Source organism: Nocardia sp. NPDC023733 (assembly GCF_040639775.1).
Lineage (GTDB): Bacteria > Actinomycetota > Actinomycetes > Mycobacteriales > Mycobacteriaceae > Nocardia > Nocardia rosealba.
This window is the reverse complement of sequence record NZ_JBFAAN010000005.1, coordinates 329,044-349,052: the sequence shown is the minus strand read 5'-3', so window position 1 is coordinate 349,052 and position 20,009 is coordinate 329,044. Positions and strand designations below refer to the sequence as shown.

Annotated in this window: 20 protein-coding genes; 13 read left to right on the top strand and 7 right to left on the bottom strand. The window is 68.6% G+C overall.

Translation table 11 applies throughout. From position 1 onward, the window contains the following. Positions 1-363 (top strand): hypothetical protein, encoded by a 363-nt coding sequence (locus AB0F86_RS21885; protein ID WP_067490527.1) that lies wholly within the window; start codon positions 1-3, stop codon positions 361-363. A gap of 51 nt (positions 364-414) precedes the next feature. After that, a complete protein-coding gene (locus AB0F86_RS21880; protein ID WP_356984840.1) occupies positions 415-1,098 on the top strand; it encodes an HNH endonuclease family protein in 684 nt (227 codons plus the stop codon). A 12-nt stretch (positions 1,099-1,110) separates the two neighbouring features. Here AB0F86_RS21880 and AB0F86_RS21875 read toward each other — a convergent pair whose 3' ends face one another. Beyond that, the gene (locus tag AB0F86_RS21875) at positions 1,111-1,917 is read right to left on the bottom strand and encodes a sulfurtransferase (RefSeq protein ID WP_356985016.1); all 807 of its coding nucleotides are present in this window, start codon (positions 1,915-1,917) and stop codon (positions 1,111-1,113) included. A 263-nt stretch (positions 1,918-2,180) separates the two neighbouring features. On the opposite strand from AB0F86_RS21875, the gene AB0F86_RS21870 reads away from it, so the two are divergent. After that, complete coding sequence (locus tag AB0F86_RS21870) at positions 2,181-3,386, top strand: benzoate/H(+) symporter BenE family transporter (protein WP_356984841.1); 1,206 nt, start codon at positions 2,181-2,183, stop codon at positions 3,384-3,386. 112 nt (positions 3,387-3,498) lie between these two features. Here AB0F86_RS21870 and AB0F86_RS21865 read toward each other — a convergent pair whose 3' ends face one another. Next, positions 3,499-3,990, bottom strand: a complete 492-nt coding sequence (locus tag AB0F86_RS21865) for an Lrp/AsnC family transcriptional regulator (RefSeq protein ID WP_067981501.1) — start codon at positions 3,988-3,990, stop codon at positions 3,499-3,501. A gap of 171 nt (positions 3,991-4,161) precedes the next feature. Between AB0F86_RS21865 and pdhA the strand changes: the two genes are divergently transcribed. From pdhA to AB0F86_RS21840, 5 genes are all read left to right on the top strand, one after another. Beyond that, positions 4,162-5,244, top strand: coding sequence for a pyruvate dehydrogenase (acetyl-transferring) E1 component subunit alpha (pdhA, locus tag AB0F86_RS21860; RefSeq protein ID WP_181697505.1), 1,083 nt, complete (start codon positions 4,162-4,164; stop codon positions 5,242-5,244). Next, a complete protein-coding gene (locus AB0F86_RS21855) occupies positions 5,241-6,215 on the top strand; it encodes an alpha-ketoacid dehydrogenase subunit beta (protein ID WP_356984842.1) in 975 nt (324 codons plus the stop codon). The genes pdhA and AB0F86_RS21855 overlap by 4 nt, the downstream gene beginning before the upstream one ends. 17 nt (positions 6,216-6,232) lie before the next feature. Next, positions 6,233-7,540, top strand: a complete 1,308-nt coding sequence (locus tag AB0F86_RS21850; protein ID WP_357171706.1) for a dihydrolipoamide acetyltransferase family protein — start codon at positions 6,233-6,235, stop codon at positions 7,538-7,540. Positions 7,541-7,648: 108 nt separating this feature from the next. After that, entirely contained in the window at positions 7,649-9,007 is a 1,359-nt protein-coding gene (locus tag AB0F86_RS21845) for a nucleobase:cation symporter-2 family protein (RefSeq protein WP_225282096.1), read from the top strand. Between the two features lie 51 nt (positions 9,008-9,058). Continuing rightward, positions 9,059-9,862: an SDR family oxidoreductase gene (locus AB0F86_RS21840; protein ID WP_181697509.1), complete on the top strand. Its 804-nt coding sequence runs from the start codon at positions 9,059-9,061 to the stop codon at positions 9,860-9,862. A gap of 5 nt (positions 9,863-9,867) precedes the next feature. Here the strand turns inward: AB0F86_RS21840 and AB0F86_RS21835 are convergent, their stop codons facing one another. Continuing rightward, a complete protein-coding gene (locus AB0F86_RS21835) occupies positions 9,868-10,284 on the bottom strand; it encodes a thioesterase family protein (protein ID WP_356984844.1) in 417 nt (138 codons plus the stop codon). Positions 10,285-10,306: 22 nt separating this feature from the next. Continuing rightward, entirely contained in the window at positions 10,307-11,257 is a 951-nt protein-coding gene (locus AB0F86_RS21830; RefSeq protein ID WP_181697511.1) for an AraC family transcriptional regulator, read from the bottom strand. 81 nt (positions 11,258-11,338) lie between these two features. Here AB0F86_RS21830 and AB0F86_RS21825 point away from each other — a divergent pair, with 81 nt between their 5' ends. Further along, positions 11,339-12,181 (top strand): NAD(P)H-binding protein, encoded by an 843-nt coding sequence (locus AB0F86_RS21825; protein ID WP_356984845.1) that lies wholly within the window; start codon positions 11,339-11,341, stop codon positions 12,179-12,181. Positions 12,182-12,289: 108 nt separating this feature from the next. After that, positions 12,290-13,570: an MFS transporter gene (locus AB0F86_RS21820; RefSeq protein WP_356984846.1), complete on the top strand. Its 1,281-nt coding sequence runs from the start codon at positions 12,290-12,292 to the stop codon at positions 13,568-13,570. 9 nt (positions 13,571-13,579) lie between these two features. Here the strand turns inward: AB0F86_RS21820 and AB0F86_RS21815 are convergent, their stop codons facing one another. Further along, positions 13,580-14,707 carry a DUF5925 domain-containing protein gene (locus tag AB0F86_RS21815; RefSeq protein ID WP_356984847.1) on the bottom strand — a complete coding sequence of 376 codons (1,128 nt, stop codon included), beginning with the start codon at positions 14,705-14,707 and terminating at the stop codon, positions 13,580-13,582. Positions 14,708-14,826: 119 nt separating this feature from the next. On the opposite strand from AB0F86_RS21815, the gene AB0F86_RS21810 reads away from it, so the two are divergent. After that, a complete protein-coding gene (locus AB0F86_RS21810; protein ID WP_356984848.1) occupies positions 14,827-16,392 on the top strand; it encodes an MFS transporter in 1,566 nt (521 codons plus the stop codon). 47 nt (positions 16,393-16,439) lie between these two features. Here the strand turns inward: AB0F86_RS21810 and AB0F86_RS21805 are convergent, their stop codons facing one another. Next, entirely contained in the window at positions 16,440-17,105 is a 666-nt protein-coding gene (locus AB0F86_RS21805; protein ID WP_356984849.1) for an MspA family porin, read from the bottom strand. 34 nt (positions 17,106-17,139) lie between these two features. Continuing rightward, entirely contained in the window at positions 17,140-17,769 is a 630-nt protein-coding gene (locus AB0F86_RS21800; protein ID WP_225282088.1) for an MspA family porin, read from the bottom strand. A gap of 186 nt (positions 17,770-17,955) precedes the next feature. Here AB0F86_RS21800 and AB0F86_RS21795 point away from each other — a divergent pair, with 186 nt between their 5' ends. Next, a complete protein-coding gene (locus AB0F86_RS21795; RefSeq protein ID WP_356984850.1) occupies positions 17,956-18,954 on the top strand; it encodes an iron chelate uptake ABC transporter family permease subunit in 999 nt (332 codons plus the stop codon). Further along, a complete protein-coding gene (locus AB0F86_RS21790) occupies positions 18,951-20,006 on the top strand; it encodes an iron chelate uptake ABC transporter family permease subunit (protein ID WP_181697517.1) in 1,056 nt (351 codons plus the stop codon). Before AB0F86_RS21795 ends, AB0F86_RS21790 begins: the two co-directional genes overlap by 4 nt. The last annotated feature ends 3 nt before the right edge of the window (positions 20,007-20,009 follow it).

Genomic DNA, 20,009 nt, shown 5'->3' with positions numbered 1-20,009 from the left:
ATGACGATTCTGCTCCAGGTTCTCGAGCAGAGCTACACCCCCACCACCCCGTGGGAGCGGCGCAAGTTCACGTTCGTCGATGCCGGGAAGATCGTCGGCATGCGCCTGGACGGTCAGTCCGGCGTATGGATCGATCTGTCCCGGCCCGGTGAATCCCAGCGGCTGGCCCACACGGCCGACCCGCGCGATTCCATCACCTTCCTGCTCACCGTCTTCGCCAAGATCGCCGAGTGCGAGGACCGGGGTGGTTCGTGGTTGATCGGCCACGACGGCACCCACATCTCCTCGATCGCGGCCACCCGGTTCCCGCCACACGCCGCTGAGCTCGCGGCCGACGATATCCTGGCGCGCGCCTGGTTGTAGTGGCACAGGCAAGTCGGCGAAGTTGTCGGTGGGGTCGGCTACAACCTGTGCATGGGGAGACTCGCGTGGCTGGTCGTGCTGGTGCTCGCGTGCGCGGGTTGCGGGGTGCTGGCGCCCGAACCGGTCGCGCCCGCGCCGGGTAGTCCCACGCGGGCAGAGGTGAGCGCGCTGCTCGATCAGGTGCGCGTGATCGATGCGCGACCGCACCCCGGCGGGTACGAACGCGGCTGCAAGGCCGGGCAGGGTTGTGTGTTCGGTCCGGCCTGGTCCGACGACACCGACGCACCCGGCGGTCACGACGGCTGCGACACCCGCAACAACGTGCTGGCCGCGCAGCTGCGCGATGTGGTTCGCCGGGGGCGCTGCGTGGTGGTGGAAGGCGTGCTCACCGACCCCTACACCGTCACCGACATCGCTTTCCGTAAGTCCGACGGCGGCGACATCCAGATCGACCACGTCTATCCGCTCGCCGCCGCCTGGGACATGGGCGCACACGCCTGGCCACCGGAACGCCGTCTGAGCTTCGCCAACGACCTCTCGGTCAATCTGCTGGCCACCAGCAAGGCGACCAATCAGTCCAAAGGCGACGACACGCCTGGCGAATGGCTACCACCCGCGAAGCCCAATCACTGCTTCTACGCGGCGAAGTACCTCACCGTCGCCGTGGCCTACGACTTACCGATCACCGCCGCCGACAACGCCGCCCTCCACGACGTCGCCCGAACATGCCCTTGATGGGTCTCGTCGTCAGGCGCCCGTCGCCACCGGGCGCTTGGGGTCGTTGGACCACTGCGACCACGACCCCGGGTAGAGGGCGGCGTCGATCCCGGCAATGGCCAGAGCCGCGATTTCGTGCGCAGCGGTGACGCCGGAACCACAGTAGACCGCGACCGGTCCGTCGCCGAACTCGGCGAAGCGCTCGCGCAATTCCTCGGCGGTGCGGAAATGCCCTGTGGGGTAGAGGTTTTCGGCGGTCGGCGCGCTGACGGCGCCTGGGATATGACCGGCCTGCGGATCGACCGGTTCCACCTCGCCTCGGAAACGTTCGCCCGCGCGAGCATCGAGCAAGACACCCGACCATTTCGCGGCGGCGTCCGCATCGATCACGGGCAGCGCGCCGGGGCGTACTACCAGGTCACCGGGGGTCGGATCGGGTTCGGCACCGGTCGCGAGTTCTCCGCCGGACGCGGTCCAGGCGGGCAGCCCACCGTCGAGAATGCGCACGTTGTCGACACCGGCCCAGCGCAACAGCCACCACGCGCGGGCCGCCGCCATGCCACCGGTCGCGTCGTAGACGACCACGGGCTCATCGGCGCCGAGCCCCCAGCTGCGGGCGCACTTCTCGAAGGTTCCGGGGTCGGGCAAAGGGTGCCTGCCGCGGGCCGGTGACGGTGCGGCGGCCAGTTCCGTCTCCAGGTCGACGAACACCGCGCCCGGAATGTGCCCGTCGAGATAGTGCTGTGGACCGTCCGGATCCCCGAGTGCCCACCGCACGTCAAGCAGATGAATCTTGTTCGCCGCCAGCTCCTCCCGAAGCTCGGCCGCCGAGATCAGCACCGCACCCACGCCAACTCCTCACTCCCGGTCTGTCCCCCGCCGCCACCCTACGCACTCCCCGACCACCCACACCCGAAACGGCACCGCACACCCCAGGCGGAGGCTGGCCAGATGATCACCACGCTCCGGTGGCGACAACGACCGAGAGCCGCACGCCACCGGAGCGTGGTGATCGAGCGGCCGGCACCACGGGCCGGATCAGGCCAGTTTCGCGCTACTGGCCGGTGACGCTCCCAGACCCGTCGGGCAGGATTTGCCGAATGTCGCAGGTCTCCACCAGTTCGTCGTCCGATGCCACCGAGCAGCCGGCCGGGATAGGTCAGCCGCTCGGTGCGGGCGCGGTGACCGCGCTGGTCGGGTTCACCAGCTCCTTCGCGGTGGTGCTGAGCGGGTTGCGGGCGGTGGGAGCGAGTCCGGCGCAGGCGGCGTCGGGACTGCTCGTGCTGTGTTTCACGCAGGGCATCGGCATCCTGCTGTTGAGCTTCCGGTACCGGATTCCGATCACCCTCGCCTGGTCGACGCCCGGCGCGGCACTGCTGGTGAGCACCGGCCTGGTGGCTGGTGGGTGGCCGGGCGCGGTCGCGGCGTTCGCTGTGACGGGCGTGCTGATCGTCGTCACCGGTCTGTGGCACCGTCTCGGTTCGCTGGTCGCGGCGATTCCCGTGCCGATCGCCCAGGCCATGCTCGCCGGCGTGCTCGTTCCGCTGTGCCTGGCTCCGGTGCAGGCATTGCGTACCTCGCCCGCCGTGGTGGTTCCGGTGATCGTGGTGTGGCTGGTGCTGCAACGGTACGCACCGAAGTGGGCGGTGCTCGTGGCCTTCGCGACGGCGGCTGTGGGCACCGGCATCGACATCGTGGTCGCCGATCGGCACCTCGACCTGTCCGCCATGGTTCCGACACTGGAATGGACCGCGCCCCACTGGCATTGGCAGGCGATCGTCGGCATCGCCGTTCCGCTCTACATCGTCACGATGGCCTCGCAGAACATCCCCGGTGTGGCGGTGATGCGCTCCTTCGACTACCAGGTGCCGTGGCGGCCGGCCATGCTCGTCACCGGCATCGGCACCGTCCTCGGCGCGCCTGCCGGCGGTCACGCCATCAACCTCGCCGCCATCAGCGCCGCGCTCGCCGCCGCACCGAGCGCGAGCCCGGACCCGAAGCGCCGCTGGATCGCCGCGGCCACCGCGGGCGCCTCCTATCTGGTCCTCGGCCTGGCCTCCGCCGCTCTGGTCACCCTCATCGCCGCCGCACCCGCGGGCACCCTCGAAACCGTCGCGGGCCTGGCTCTGCTCGCCACGCTCGCCGCGTCCCTCTCCGCCGCCCTCACCGACCCGGGCGACCGCCTCGCCGCCCTGGTCACCTTCCTGGTGGCCGCCTCCGGCACCACCCTGCTCGGGATCGGCGGCGCCTTCTGGGCGCTGCTCGCCGGCCTCATCGTCCGCCGCATACTCCCAGCTCAGAAGTAGGTGCGCTGATGTCGATCCGGACCTCACCGCCTGACCCGCGCGCTTCGCCGAGCCTTCAGTCCGGGTCAGGTGAATCCGGGCCCCACAGCCTGACCCGCAGGTTCCGTCGACCTCAGTCCGGGTCGGCGAGGCGGTCGAGGAGGGGTGCGGTGCGTGGTCCGACGAGTTCACGCATGACGAGCGCCATGTTCGTGCGTTCGACGCCGGGGATCTTCAGGATGGCGCCCGCGATGCGGTAAAGGTCGTCGGCGTCGCGGGCCACGATGCGGACGGTGAGGTCGGTTTCGCCGGTCATGCCGCAGACCTCGGTGACCTCGGGAACGTCGGCGAGCTCGTCGACCACCGCATCCAGCCGGTGCTGGTCGACGACCACCGCGACAAAGGCTGCCAGCGGATAGCCGAGAGCACGCGGTTCCACGCGGCGCTCGAAACTGCCGAGCACCCCACCGCTGTCCCAGCGCGCGAGTCGCGCCTGCACCGTATTGCGTGACAACCCCAGCCGGGCGGCCAGTTCCACCCCGGTGGCCCGGGGGCTGGCGATCAGTTCGCGCAGCAATCGCGCGTCGGTCGCGTCGAGGGTCACGGCGGGTTCGCGACTGGTCATACAACGCAGTATGACAGTGCGTCACCCCAGCACAACGTGCATTCTGCTCAGTCACGTGTCGTTCACTTGCGCAGGCGGCGGTATCGTGGATGCTGTGTGATACACATCGCACTCAGCGATCAGTCGTACCCGCATCGGCCCACAAGGCGCGGTGGAGAGGAGGCGATCTCGATGCCGGAGAAGCAGACCTACCCGGTCCAGTTGATCCAGCCGGACGGACGTCGCGTATTCGATCGTGAGCACGGCGCGCTGGTCGCCGATATCGATGCCGAACGATTGCGGGGCCTCTACCGGGACCTCGTCGTGACCCGCCGGATCGATCTCGAGGCGACCGCCCTGCAACGCCAGGGTCAGCTCGGCCTGTGGCCACCCATGCTCGGCCAGGAGGCCGCGCAGGTCGGCTCGGTGCACGCACTGCATCCCGACGACTACATCTTCTGCTCGTACCGCGAGACCGCGGTGGCGTATTGCCGTGGCGTACCGCCCGAGCAGCTGACGAGGCTGTGGCGCGGAGTTGCCCACCACTGCTGGGATCCCGACGCGGTGAACATGACCAACGCCAATATCGTCGTCGGTTCCCAGGGTCTGCACGCCACCGGTTACGCCTACGCCGCCCACCTCGACGGCGCCGACATCGCCACCATCACCTACTTCGGCGACGGCGCGACCAGCCAGGGCGATATCGCCGAGGCGCTCGGTTTCGCCGCCACCTGGAGCGCACCGGTGGTGTTCTTCTGCCAGAACAACCAGTGGGCGATCAGCGAACCGGTCACCGTGCAGAGTCACGTACCACTGGTGCGCCGGGCCGACGGATACGGTATTCCCGGTGTACAGGTGGACGGCAACGATGTGCTGGCCGTGCTCGCCGTCACCCGCCAGGCGGTCGAACGCGCCCGCAGCGGCGGTGGCCCCACCTTCATCGAGGCGATCACCTACCGGATGGGTCCGCACACCACGGCCGACGACCCGAGCCGGTACCGCACCGCCGCCGACATCGAGTACTGGGAGCGGCGCGATCCGATCGAGCGGGTGCGGCTGCTGCTCGAACGCGAGGGTCTGCTCGACGACGAGTTCGCCCGCTCGGTCGCACGCGCGGCCGACGAGGTCGCCGACCGGGTACGCACCGCGACGCTGCAGATGCCCGACCCAGACCCACTCCGCATGTTCGATCACGTCTACGCGACCGAGCACCCGCTGATCACCGAAGAGGCACAACAGTTCTCGGCCTACCTCGCCGAAGGAGCGCAGTCATGATCACCACCTTCGCCGCCGCTCTCAACACGGGTCTGCGCCGCGCCATGGAAGACGAGCCGAAGGTGGTGTTGCTCGGCGAGGACATCGGCAAGCTGGGCGGGGTGTTCCGGGTGACCGACACGCTCCAGAAGGATTTCGGCGACAATCGCGTCATCGATACGCCCCTTGCCGAATCCGGCATCGTGGGAACGGCTTTCGGAATGGCATTGCGCGGCTACCGGCCGGTGGTGGAGATCCAGTTCGACGGTTTCGTCTACCCCGCGTTCGACCAGATCGTGTCCCAGGTCGCCAAGATCCACTACCGGACGGGTGGAAAGGTGAAGGCGCCGTTGACGATCCGCATTCCGTTCGGCGGTGGTATCGGTGCCGTCGAACACCATTCGGAGTCGCCGGAGGTGTATTTCGCACACACAGCCGGCTTGCGTGTGGTGTCACCGAGCACGCCTTTCGACGCGTATCACATGCTCCGGCAGGCGATTTCGCTCGACGATCCGGTGGTCTTCTTCGAACCGAAGCGCCGGTACTGGGACAAGGCCGACGTGGACTTCCACAGCGAACCCGACCTGCCACTGCACAAGGCCCGTGTGCTCACCGAGGGCACCGATGCCACCGTCCTCGCCTACGGCGGCACTGTCGCCACCGCGCTAACGGCCGCTAAAATCGCCGGTGAGGAAGGTAATTCGATCGAGGTGATCGATCTGCGCAGCCTGTCGCCGCTGGATGTCGACACCATCGCCGAATCCGTCGACAAGACGGGACGGCTGGTGATCGTGCACGAGGCGCCGGTGTTCGCCGGGCTCGGTGCCGAGATCGCCGCGCGGATCACCGAGCGCTGCTTCTACCACCTCGAGGCGCCCGTGCTGCGCGTAGGCGGCTACGACATCCCCTATCCCCCGGCTAAGCTCGAAAAGCACCATCTGCCTGATCCCGACCGCATCCTCGCCGCGGTCGACCGCTGCCTAGCCGCATGACGACGAAAGGTGCGCCCGTGCCGCAACCAGCTGGCGACGACGGACACGTGCTCGAATTCCGTCTTCCCGACCTGGGTGAGGGCCTCGCCGACGGCGACCTGGTTTCGTGGGCCGTCGACGTGGGCGACACGGTGGAACTGAACCAGACCATCGCCGAGGTGGAGACCGCCAAGGCGGTGGTCGCGCTGCCGTCGCCGTTCTCCGGAACGGTCGTCGAATTGCTTGCCTCGCCCGGCGATACGGTGCCGGTGGGCGCCCCGCTGATCCGGGTGCGCAACGACCTCGAGGTCACCGACCCGCCCACCGCCGAGGATCGAAGGGACGTGCTGGTCGGGTACGGACCCGAGGCCGAAGCCACCTCGCGACGCCGCAAGCCCACACCGTCGATGGCGTCCACTACGCCGAGCACGCACCGGGCCGCTGCCACGCCCGCGGCCCGGAAACTGGCCAAGGAGCTCGGGATAGACCTGTGGTACGTCGCGGGTTCGGGACCTGAGGGCGCGGTCACCGTCGAGGACGTGCGCTCGGCCGTGCCGATCACCGGACCGCGGGCCAAGCCCGGGGCCGAGCTCGCCGCTGTCGCCCAGCAGAACGGGCACGACGCGGGTCTCATCGAGTCCAGGGCCCGCGAGGAACGCGCGCCCGTCACCGGAATCCGCAAGCGCACCGCCGCCGCGATGCTGGCCAGCGCCCGCACCATTCCGCAAGCGAGCACATTCGTCACCGTCGACTGCACGGCATCGATGGAACTGCTCGACCACCTGCGCACCACGAAGTCGTTCGAAGGACTCACGCTCACCCCGCTGGCACTGGTCGCGCGTGCCGCTCTGGCCGCCATCGCCGAACACCCCGGCATCAATGCCGCATGGGACGAGCAGAATCAGCAGATCGTCACCAAGCACTACGTGAACCTGGGCATCGCGGTCGCCTCCGATCGAGGGCTGCTCGTCCCGAACCTCAAAGACGCGCAAACCCTGAGCCTGCGCGAACTGTGCCGCGAGATCAGCTGGGCCGCCGACACCGCCCGCTCGGGCAACGCCACTCCCGCCGACCTCCTCGGCGGCACCTTCACCATCACCAATGTCGGTGTCTTCGGCGTCGACACGGGCGTCCCGCTGGTCAACCCCGGCGAAGCCGCCATCCTCTGCGTCGGCTCGATCCGCAAGCGCCCCTGGGTATTCCGCGACGAACTAGCCGTCCGCTGGACAACCACCCTCGGCCTCAGCTTCGACCACCGCATGATCGACGGCGAACTCGGCGCCCGCTTCCTCGCCACCACCGCGACCTTCCTCGAGGACCCCCTGACCCTCCTCAGCCGCGTCTGACCTGGCCGGACCGCCGCCTCCTGAGCGGATCGGGGAATATACGAGTCCCGCAACGCAGGCGAAACACGGTGCACTCCCGCTGTAAAAATCGGGGGCTACAACCTGTGTATGAGCGAGGCACATCCTGTCGACACCCGGTTGCCGTTGGGTCGGCAACTGGCTTTCGGCCTGCAGCACGTCCTGATCATGTACACCGGGTGTATCACCGTGCCGCTGGTTTTCGGGGCGGCGGCGGGGTTGGATCGGGCGACGATCGGGTTGTTGATCAGTGCTGATCTGCTGGTGGCCGGGGTGATCACCCTGGTGCAGAGTCTCGGGGTCGGCAAGCTGGCCGGGGCGAGGCTGCCGATCGTGTGTGGTGCCACCTTCGTCGGGCTCAACCCGATGATTCTGATCGCGAAGGAGTACGGACTCGACGCGGTGTACGGGTCGATGCTGATCGGTGGCGTGGTCGGTGTGGCGCTGGCGTGGCCGTTCGCGCGGGTGGTGCGCTTCTTTCCGCCGCTGGTCACCGGGACCGTGCTGACCGTGGTGGGTGTGTCACTGATCGGGGTGGCCGGTGGCCTGATCATCGGCAACGATCCGAAGGCGCCGAGCTTCGCGTCGCCGTCCAGTATCGGGTTGGCGGCGGTGGTGGTGCTGATCGCGGTCGGTTTCGTGTGTCTCGGTCGTGGCGTGTGGTCACAGCTGGGTGTGCTCATCGCGCTGGTCGCGGGCATCGTGATCGCGCTGCCGATGGGGCTGATTTCGACGGCGGGCGTCGGTGCCGCCGACTGGATCGGCATTCCGCAACCCTTCCACTTCGGGTCACCGCAGTTCCCGGTGACCGCCGTGGTGGCGATGAGCATCGTGATGGCGGTGGTGTTCGCGGAGTCGACCGCGAGCATGCTGGCGATCAGCGAGATCACCGGAAAACCGCTCGGCCGAGGTGATCTCGCGCGCGGCCTGGTCGGCGACGGCCTGTCCGGTGTGCTCGGCGGCATCTTCACCGCGTTCATCGACACGATCTTCAACCAGAACGTCGGCGCGGTCTCGACGACAAGGATCTACAGCCGGTACGTGACCGCGGTGAGCGGGGCGATCCTGGTGCTGCTCGGCCTCGTCCCCCGCTTCGGTGAAGTAGTGGCGGTGATCCCGAAACCGGTGGTCGGCGGCGTGGGTCTGGTCCTGTTCGCGACGGTCGCCGTGGTCGGTGTGCAGACCTTGCTGCAAGCCGACCTCACCGACCGGGTGAATGCCACCATCGCGGCCACGGCCATCGGCATCGGTCTGCTACCGGTCTTCACCAAGGACATGTTCGACAAGTTCCCCACCTCGGCGCAGATCCTGCTGGACAGCGGTGTCACCCTCGGCGCGGCCACCGCCTTCCTGCTGAACCTGGCCTTCAACCACACTGTCCTCGGCACCCTTGCCCGCACTGCGAAGGCACCCGTCGAACCGGTCCGCGAGCCGGTGGCCGCCACCTGAACCGCCCGCGATCCGGTGCGGGACCGGCGGCACCGCCGTTATGGTGCCAGCATGGAGACAGCAGGCAAGGTCGCGATCGTCACCGGCGCGGGAGCGGGCATCGGTGCCGCACTCGCCGCCCGTCTGGTCGCCGGTGACGCACGGGTCGTCGTCGCCGATCTCGACGGTGACAGCGCGGCGAAGGTGGCCGCCGAACTCGGCGACAAGGCAATAGCAGTCGGTGGTGACGTGGCCGACGAACAGGTGGTCGCGCAGCTCATCGCCACCGCCGAACGCGAATTCGGCCCGGTCGACCTGTATTTCGCGAATGCCGGAATCGGCGGTGGGCCCGGCCTCGACAGCACCGAGGACCAGTGGGCCGCTGCGATCGATGTGAATGTGATGGCGCACGTGCGGGCCGCGAAGCTGCTCGTGCCGGGTTGGGTCGAACGGGGCGAAGGCTACTTCGTCTCGACGGCGTCGGCGGCGGGTCTGCTCACCCAGCTGGGTTCGGCACCGTACTCGGTGACCAAGCACGCGGCGGTCGCGTTCGCCGAATGGCTGTCGATCACCTACGGCGACAAGGGCCTTCGCGTGAGCTGCCTGTGTCCGATGGGCGTCGACACCCGGCTGCTCAGCGGCGACCTCATCCCGGAGAACCCCGACGCCGCGGCCTTCGCGATCAAGGCGGTGAAGACCGCGGGCGCGGTGCTGTCGACCGAGGACGTCGCCGAGACCGTCATCGAGGCGATGGCCGCCGAACACTTCCTCATCCTGCCGCACCCGGAGGTGCTGCAGATGTATCGCAACAAGGGCGCCGACTACGACCGATGGATCGCGGGCATGCGCCGTTTCCAGGAAGCACTGCGCGGGTAGGACTGTTACTCGGTCACGAGTTCCGCGGCGGCCGTACGCACCACGTCGGGAATCGGCACCGGCTTGCGTGTTTCGTTGTCGACGTAGACGTGCACGAAATCGCCGGTGGCCGCCAGCTCGAGACCACCGTCGGTTTCCCGGAAGATCGCCAGGTCGTAGGTGATGCTCGACTTGCCGAGGCGGGAGATACGCAACCCCACCTGCAGCTGGTCGGGGAAGCTGACCGAGCCGTGGAACCGGCACGAGGTCTGGGCGACCACACCGAGCGCCGGCAGCGCCGTGATGTCGGTGCCGGTGGCCCGCATGAGCCAGGCATTGACCGCGGTGTCGAAGTAGGAGTAGTAGGTCACGTTGTTGACGTGACCGTACTGGTCGTTGTCGGCCCAGCGGGTCGGCATCGGCCACAGCACGGGGTAATCCATGCCGTCATGATGCCAGCCCGGTTCAGGCCGACGACGACAAAGCCGCTCCCCCACCCTGCCGGTGGTCACGCGGACTCACCCCGAAGTGCCGTTTGAAGGCGGTACTCAGGGCGAACGCACTGCCGTAGCCGACCTGGCGGGCGATGGATTCCACGGTCGAATCGGTCTCGGCGAGCAGGTCGGCGGCCAGCGACAACCGCCATTCGGTCAGGAAAGTCATGGGCGGTTCGCCGACCAGTTCGGTGAACCGGCGGGCCAGCGCGGCCCGCGACATGCCGACCGCGTCGGCCAGCGCGACCACGGTCCACGGATGCGCCGGGTTGTGTTGCAGCAGCCGCAGCGCCTTGCCGACCAGCGGGTCGCTGTAGGCGTGGTACCAGGCGGGTGCGTCGTCGCGGGCGAACCAGGCACGCAGGGCGGCGATGAGCAGCAGGTCGAGCAGGCGGTCGAGGACGGCGCCCTGGGCGGGGCGGTCCCTGGTCGCCTCGTCGACGAGCAGGTCGAGCAGCCGGGAATCCAGGTCGCCACGCGGTAGGACCGCAACCTGTGGCAGGGCGCGCAGCAACCGGGTGCTCACGGCACCGGCGGACTCGTAGGTCCCGGTGACCATCAGGGTCTCCCCACCTGGGTCGGTACCCCACTGCCGAACACCGAGAGTCAATGTCTCACAGAGGATTTCACCGTCGGGCGTAGTCGTCACCTGCCCGGGCTGCACGACGATCTGCGGCTCGGTCGCCGGATCGTCGGACACCGTATACGGCTGCGGCCCACGGAAGATCACCACATCACCGGCGCCGACCTGTTGGGGCGAACCGGATTCGGTACTCACCCAGCCTTTTCCGCGAATCATGGCGAGCACCGTCAACGGCGCCTGATCCTGGACCCGCAGCGACCACGGCGGGTTGAGCAGCGAGCACATCAGAAACGCACCGCGTGCACGTGGGCCCTCGAGCAGACCGGCTAACGCATCCACATCTTTCACAGTAGACGACCGCGCATGTCGGCGAGCGTTCCGACGATGGTGACGCAGGCCCGGCACCGGTGTACTTATGTCATGACAAACACCGCTGCTCACCAGCCTCTTTTCCTCGTCACCGGCGCCAACGGCAAGACCGGCAGCCGCGTCGCCGCCCTCCTGGACGCGGCGGGTCACCCGGTGCGCCGCGGTTCGCGGTCCGCCGAGATCCCCTTCGACTGGGCCGACAGCGACACCTGGGGCCCCGCCCTGGCCGGGGTCACCGCGATCTACCTCGCCTTCCAACCCGACCTCGCCGTCCCCGGCGCACCGGACACCATCCGCGCCTTCACCGCCGCCGCCCGCGCGGCCGGCGTCGGATCGGTGGTGTTGCTGTCCGGCCGCGGCGAGCCCGAAGCGCTGGAATGCGAAGCGGCCGTTCATGAGTCCGGGCTCGCCTGGACCGTTGTGCGCTGCAGCTTCTTCGCCCAGAACTTCAGCGAAGGCGCCTTCCTCGGCGATGTGCTCGCAGGTGCTGTCGCGTTGCCCAACGGTGATGTGCCCGAACCGTTCGTGCATGCCGACGATATCGCCGAGGTCACCGTCGCCGCTCTCACCGATCCCCGGCACGTCGGCGAGATCTACGAGCTCACGGGCCCGCGGGCGCTCACCTTCGCCGAAGCGGTCACCGAGATCGCCGAGGCCGCGGACCGCGAGATCGCCTTCATCCCGATCGGTCGGCCGGAATTCGTTGCGGCTCTGCGCGGTTACGAGCTCCCCGAGGACGTGGTCGGCTTGCTCGACTATCTGTTCGGCACAATCCTCGACGGCCGCAACTCCGCCACCGCCGACGGAGTCCAGCGTGCCCTCGGCCGCGCACCCCGCGACTTCACCGAATACGCCAAGCAGACCGCCGCCACCGGAGTCTGGACCCCGCAGTAGATCCTGGATGATTGACCACCACGCTCCGGTGCCGCGAAATGCCGCCACCAGAGCGTGGTGATCTTGAATTCGGGGAGGGTCTCGCGGGTGGCCGGTAGCGTCGATGGGGTGACGCCAGCGATTGATCGTCGGCTGCGGTCGGCCAGGGGGGCGGTGTTCGGCGCTTTCACGCTGAACGGGGTGCTGCTCGCGATGTGGGTGGTGCATATTCCGGCGATCACCGACCGGACCGAGGTGTCGGCGTCGACGCTCGGGATGTTCGTCTTGTTGCTCGCCGGGACGGCGCTGATCGGGATGCGGCTGGCCGGACCCACCGCCGACCGGCTCGGCAGCCGGACACTGGTGGCGCTGGCCGCGTCGGCGATCTCGGTGACGATCGTCGGGCCGGGCCTGGCGACCGGGTCGGTGAGCCTGGCGATCGCGCTGGCCTGCTTCGGTTTCGGCAACGGGGCGCTCGACGTGTCGATGAATGCCCAGGCGGTGCTCGTCGAACGCGGCTACGGCCGCCCGATCATGTCGGCCTTCCATGCCATGTTCTCGGCGGGCGGTTTCGTCGGCTCGATCATCGGTGCCGCCACCCAACGCGCGGGCATCGCCCCCGAGATAACGCTCACCGCCGCCGGCCTTCTCGGCTTGGCCACCACCGCAGCCCTTGTCCCCCATCTCCTCTCCCACCACCGCGAGCCCGCTTCCCACCCCGAGCACTACGACACACGTCCCGCCGCAGACCTCCCACCGACACCGCCCGAGATCACCGGCGCCCCCGGATCGTCCAGCAGCCCGCAAGCCCGGGAGCAGCGGGCCCGAGACGAGGACTCGAGCCTGAACGACGCAGAGCGGCAGTCGCGCCGGAACCGGAAAGTGTTGTGGCTCGGGCTGATCGCCTTCGTACTGCTGCTGGCCGAAGGTGTGGCCGCCGATTGGAGCGCGCTGCAAGTCCGCGAGCACCTCGATGTGTCCGAGGGTGACGCCGCGCTGGCCTTCGGCGCGTTCTCCGCGACCATGACCATCGGCCGTTTCCTGGCCGACCGGGTGAGCGGGGCGATCGGGCCGGTCGCGCTGCTGCGCTACGGGAGCCTGTTGTGCGCGGCGGGTTTCGCGGTCGTGATCGTCTCACCCTGGCTGCCGCTGTCCCTGGTCGGCTGGGCGATGTGCGGTCTCGGGCTCGCGGGCGGTGTGCCCCAGATCTTCACGGCGGCAGGCAATCTGGGCGGACCGAAAGCAGCCACCGAGATGTCGCGCGTCTTCACCATCGGCTACCTCGGCTTGCTCGCGGGCCCGGCGGTGATCGGCTGGCTCACCGCGATCATCCCGCTCACCGCGGCGCTGATCGTTCCCCTCGTCCTCACCCTCGCCTGCGCGGCGGCGGCCTCCGTCGTCCATCGCTGAGGGCTAGTCCTACAGGTACATACCGACCTCGGTCGTTCGCTCGACCGTCGAGCGGATCTGAATTCCACCGTCACGATGGGCCACCAACTCCGCGAGCGTGGCGCCGTCGGGGAATGCGGCGGAGGCATGGTCCTGACCGACGAGCCACTGCGTCGCCTCCTCGGGCGAGAGCCTGCCCACCTCGAGCTGCGCGAGACACCGCCCGGGCCGCACGACCGCCGGGTGCAGGCGGGACAGGTCCTCGTTGGTCGTGATCGCGAAGAGCACCTTGCGTCCCGAACCGAGCATGCCGTCGGTGAGGTTCAGCAGCCGCGAAAGCTTCTGTCCCGCCGCTTCTTTGGCTTCGCCGCGAATCAGCTCGTCGCAGTCCTCGAGCACCAGCAACCGCCAGCGGCCGTCCTCGTCGTCACCGTCGGCACCGGCCGCCACCTCCATCAGATAGCCGGGATTGCTGAACAGTTCCTCCGGATCGACCACGCAGTCGACCTGGCACCACGGCGCCCACGCCCGCGCGAGCGCCCGCAGGGCGGTGGTCTTCCCGGTGCCCGGCTCGCCGTGCAGCAGCACGAGCCTGCCGCGGATGTCGTCGGTACCCAGGCTCATCAGCCGGTCGAACGCGGCCGATACCGGCGCGGTGTAGTTGCCACGGATCTCCGGCCACGCGGGCGCGACGATCTGCCTGCGTCTACGCGCGGGCCGCCGCACATCCATGTGCCAGAAGCCCATTTCCACCGTCGACGCGGTGTCGCGAGCCTGGGCCGCGCCCTCGGTGGCGCGCGCGAGTACCTCGACGGCGAGCTCATCGCTTGCGGCGGTCACCTCGATCGTCGCCGAGCCACCCGCCCAGCGCACCGCCCGCAGCGACCAGCCTGCCCCGGCGGCCAGCATCGCACTGCTGTCGTCGTCGAAGACCGAGCGCAGGATCGTCGATCCCTCGGGTCGCAACGGCGCGTCGGGATGGACCCGGTCGAGGTGCGCCTGCCGGGCGAAGGGCTGCTCGCCGCGCAGGAACGGGGCGAGTGCGAGCGCGTCGATGGCGTCGCGGGTGGAATAGGTCGAATCGATGGCCGCCGACCACGGAAACGGCTCGCCCGTCTCCCGCGACGGTTCCCGGAGCTGGTCGGTAGGTGTGGACACCGCGCCAATGATCGTGGTCGCGGACCCGGAATGTCCAACGACTTCCCGGCTGTGCGCTGGGTCACCGGGCCCGGAAAATCGCTGGCACGTGTTCTCGATCCGTCGGTAACGTCGGCGATGTGACTTCCACCCAGAGCCCCCGGCCGGTCGACGAACCCACCCCGACCGCAGGGGTGAAGGAGTGGATCGGGTTGGCGGTCCTCGCCCTGCCCACCCTGCTCATCTCGATGGACATGAGCGTGCTCTACCTGGCGATCCCCCACATCAGCGAGGCATTGCAGCCGAGCAGTTCACAGCTGTTGTGGATCCTCGACATCTACGGCTTCCTCGTCGCGGGCTTCCTCATCACGATGGGCACCCTCGGCGACCGGATCGGCAGGCGCAGGCTGTTGATGATCGGCGCGCTGGCCTTCGGCGCCGCCTCGGTGATCGCGGCCTATTCGACCAGCGCGAACATGCTCATCGGCACGCGCGCGCTGCTCGGTATCGCAGGTGCCACGCTGATGCCCTCGACCCTGGCCCTGATCCGCAATATGTTCCACGACGACCGCCAGCGGACCGCCGCGATCAGTGTGTGGATGACCAGTTTCATGGTCGGCATGGTGGTCGGACCGCTGGTCGGCGGAGCCATGCTGGAGAACTTCTGGTGGGGTTCGGTGTTCCTGGTCGCCGTTCCCGCGATGGTGCTGCTGCTTGCCGCCGGACCGTTCCTGCTGCCCGAGTACAAGGATCCGAACCCGGGCAAGCCCGACATTCTCAGCGCCGTGCTGTCGCTGGTGTCGGTGATGGGTGTCATCTACGGCATCAAGGAACTGGCCAAGGACGGACTGGCCGTGGAACCCGTCGCCGTCCTGGTCGGTGCGCTGGTGCTCGGCACCGTGTTCGTGCTGCGACAGCAACGACTCACCGACCCGCTGATCGATCTGCGACTGTTCGGCAATGTCCGGTTCAGCGGTTCGCTCGCGGCGCTGATGGTTGCCATGCTCGCCATGGGCGGCCTGTTCCTGCTGCTCGCACAGTATCTGCAATTGGTGCTCGGGCTTTCGGCGTTCGAGGCCGGGCTGTGGACGGTGCCGCAGGCGGTGGCCATGGTGTTCGCGGCCGGTGCGGTGAGCGCCCTCGCGCCTCGGATACGTCCCGCGTATCTGATGACGGGCGGGCTGGTGATCGCCATGTTCGGCTACGCGATCTTCACCCAGCTCGCGGGCGGTGACGATCTCGGCTTGATCGTCACCGGCATGGTGGTGTTCGCGCTCGGTCTGAGCCCGATGTTCGTCCTCGGACTCGACCTGATCGTCGGCGCGGTCGACCCGGCACGCGCCGGTGCCGCGTCCGCGATCTCGGAGACGGGGCAGGAACTGTCGACCGCGCTCGGGGTCGCGGTGATCGGCAGCATCGGCACCGCGGTCTATCGCGGGCAGATGGCCGGTGAACTACCGGATGGCCTGCCCACCGAGCTCGCGCACACCGCCGAGGACACCCTCGCCGGAGCGCTGCACCTCGCCTCGATGCTGCCCGAAGCCCTCGGCGCCGAGCTCACCACGACGGCACGGCAGGCGTATACCCATGCACTGCAAGTGAACTCGATCGTCGGTATCGGACTCACCGCGATCGCGGCCGGCCTGGTCGTCGTCCTGCTTCGCCACGTTCCGGCACCGAACGAGCGTGCCGACGGGCAGAAATGAGCCGGGGCCCCGCCGGGAGCGTACAGCTCCCTGCGGGGCCCGTGGCATCAGCCGAGGCTGAACGGCTGGCCCCACAGGCGCAGCTCCGAGCGACCGAACTGGGTGGTCACCTCGACGGAGACGAAGGCACGCGCCTGGGCGTAGCCGGCGCAGCCCGAGAGGCCGAGGGTCGAGTCGGCCCAGGTGACCGAACCTTCCTGGCCGAAGAACTTGATGGCGGGCACGTAGCTCTCCTCGCCGTAGGCATCGGGGCCCTCGACCTGGAGCAGCCAGAAGGTCGACGCCTGGCCGGGGCCGAGGGTCAGGTTGCCACCGGAGGTCACGCCGCCGCTGGCGTTGCCCGAGTTGTTCACCGCGCCGTTGGCACCACCGGTGGCGTTGCCGCCGGAGATGTCGACCTGGCAGCCGACGACGTATCCGGGGGAGATCTTGACGCCCTTGTGCTCGGCGTGGACCTGCACCTCGGCCCGGCCGGAGGCCCAGACATTGCGATGCAAGGGAGTCGCGCCCATGGAGGGGCTGATGTTCACCGATTCGCCGACCAGACGGATGGTCACCGCGGTGCCGTCGGGCAGGGTCTGGGTGAGCTCACCGCCCGGCAGCGGGATGAAGGTGTCGGCGTTGGCGGCGCCGGTGGAGAAGAGGCCGAGCGCGACAGTAGCGGCCGCGGCGGCACCGGCCAGACGGGCACCGGCCTTCGTGAAGATGGTCATGGAGTTGTTCCTATTCGTCGAGAAGGGCGACAGGTCAGCCGATGCTGAACGGGGCACCGTAGAGGGAGGTCTTGGAGTAGTTGTCGCCGATGATCTCCACGACGGTGTAGGCGCGGGCCTGCGCGTAACCGGCGCAGCCCTGGATCTGCAGCTCCACGTCCTTGTAGCTGATGTGGTAGTTGCCCTTCTCGACGATGTCGAAGCCCTCGATGCCGATGAACTTCACCTCGCCGGGGCCGAGCTTGACGCCGATGGAGGCACCCGCGTTCACGCCGCTGGTGTTGATGCCGCCCGAGACACCCGCCGAGATAGCGTCGTCGGCGATGCTCACCTGGCAGCCGACGATGTAGCCGGTGCTCACGCGCGAAGAACCGTGCGTGGAGGAGTTGTTGGTGCCGGGCGCGCCGTTGCCGCCGACGAACGGGCGGGGCTCACCCTTCGGGGTCTCGGCCACCTCGGCCAGCACGGTTCCGCTCACCCACGCCACGCGGCCTGCGCCGTTGGCCGCCATGGACGGCGAGATCAGGGCGCTTTCTGCAACCCGCTTGATCAACACACCGGGGCCGGCCTTCTCGCCGTCGGGCAGCGGAACGAAGGTGTCCGCACTCGCCGTTCCGCCGACAACGGCCAGCGCGGCCGTGGCCAGCGCAGTGGCCGCAAGCATTTTTCGCATCGTGGATGTCCTCATCAACTGTTGTGACCGATTCGCACCGATCTTGAACAGCTCGGACTGTAGACAGGTTAGGCTCACCTATCAAGACCTTGCCCTAGCTAACTTTGAATAAGCCTAGGCTCACCTAAACATGAGCTACCCTCCTCGTGACACGGTTCCATATGAGAGAGATCCCTGATGAGAAGTCCGCGCTGGTTCGGCTGGTTGCTGACAGTGGCGCTGCTGACCGCGGCCTGTCTGCTGAGCCTGCTGGTCGGCACGAAATCTATTCCGGTCGGCGAGGTCTGGCAGGCGCTGACCAGCGCCGCGACCACGCCCGACCACGTCACCGTCATCGAATACCGGCTGCCGCGAACGGTTCTCGGGCTACTCGCCGGGCTGGCACTCGGCGTCGCGGGCTGCCTGATGCAGGGACTCACCCGTAACCCGCTGGCCGACCCGGGACTGCTCGGCGTGAATGCCGGTGCCGCGTTCGCGATCACGGTCGCGGTCGGGTTGCTCGGTGTGGAGGAGATCACGTCCTACGTCTGGTTCGGCTTCGCCGGAGCCGCGCTGGTGTCGGTGGTCGTGTACCGGCTCGGCACCGCGGGGCACACCGGTACCGACCCGATCCGGCTCACGCTGGCCGGAGTGGCCGCCACCGCCGTACTCGGCGGGCTCACGCGCGGCCTGATCCTGCTCGACCCCAAGGCTTTCGACGAGATGCGCCGCTGGGACGCCGGTTCGCTCACCGGGCGCGGATTCGACATCATCGCGGGCGCCGCGCCGTTCATCGTGGTCGGGCTGCTGATCGCCGCCGTCTGCGCGCGGTCGCTCAATGCCGTTGCCCTCGGTGATGATCTGGCCCGGTCGCTCGGCGTGCACGTCAACCGCACGCGGCTGCTCACCGCGCTGGCATTGGTGCTGTTGTGCGGTACCGCGACGGCTGCGGTCGGTCCGATCGCCTTCGTCGGTCTCGCGGTTCCACACATCGTCCGCTGGCTGGTCGGTCCCGATCAGCGCTGGATCTTCGCGTACTCGCTGGTGCTGGCGCCGCTGCTCGTCCTCACGGCGGATGTGCTGGGCCGCATCATTATTCGCCCGGACGAGGTGCCCGCGGGGCTGGTCACGGCGTTCCTCGGCGCGCCCATGCTGATCTGGCTGGCGCGCCGTTCACGAGTGGGGGCCGCGGCATGAGCACGAAGATCGATTTCGGTCGCACCATGCTGGTGGTGCGCCCCGGGCGCACGGGTCTCACGGCGAGGATCGGTGTGCGCACGCTTGTGGTGTGCGCGATCCTGCTGGCCATTGCCCTGGCGACCGCGGTATTCGCCCTGGGTAGCGGCGATTTCGAGATCCCGGCGCCGCGTGTGCTCCGCGCGCTGTTCATCGGTGACGAACGCTTCGATCGGCTGGTGGTTTTCGATTGGCGGCTGCCGCGCATCCTGTTGGCACTCGCCCTCGGCGCGGCGCTCGGTGTGAGTGGCGCGATACTGCAGTCGGTCACCCGCAATCCCCTCGGCAGCCCCGACATCATCGGGTTCAGCACCGGCGCCTACACCGGCGCGCTCCTGGTGATCCTGACCCTCGGCGGCGGGAGTTTCCAGACTGCGGCGGGCGCGATGGTCGGCGGCCTCGGCGCGGCGCTGGTCATCCACCTGCTCGCCTTCCGGCACAACGTGACCGGGTTCCGCCTGATCATCGTCGGTATCGGCGTGAGCGCGATGCTCGCCTCGGTCAACACCTGGCTGATCATGCGGGCCGACCTCGACGCGGCGATGTCGGCCGCGGCCTGGGGTGCGGGTTCGCTCAACGGGTTGTCGTGGCCGCAGGTCGCGCCGACCATGATCGTGCTCGCCGTGCTGGCGGTGGCCCTGATCCCGGCCGCGCCGCGCCTGCAGATCCTCGAACTCGGCGACGACACCGCCCGCGCCCTCGGGCTCGACGCCGGCAAGGCCACCGGCTGGCTGATCGCGCTCAGCGTCGGATTCACCTCGCTGGCAACGGCTGTGGCCGGGCCGATCGCCTTCGTCGCCCTTGCGGCACCGCATCTGGCGCGCAAGCTCACCCGCACCCCGTCGATCGCGCTGGTTCCGGCGGCGGTGATGGGCGCGACCCTGCTGGTCACCTGCGACTGGATCGCCCAGCACGCCTTCGCCCCGACCACCATCCCGGTCGGCATCGTCACCGGTTCGATCGGCGGCCTGTACCTGGCGTATCTGCTCGTCGCCGAAGCGCGACGGAAATAGGAA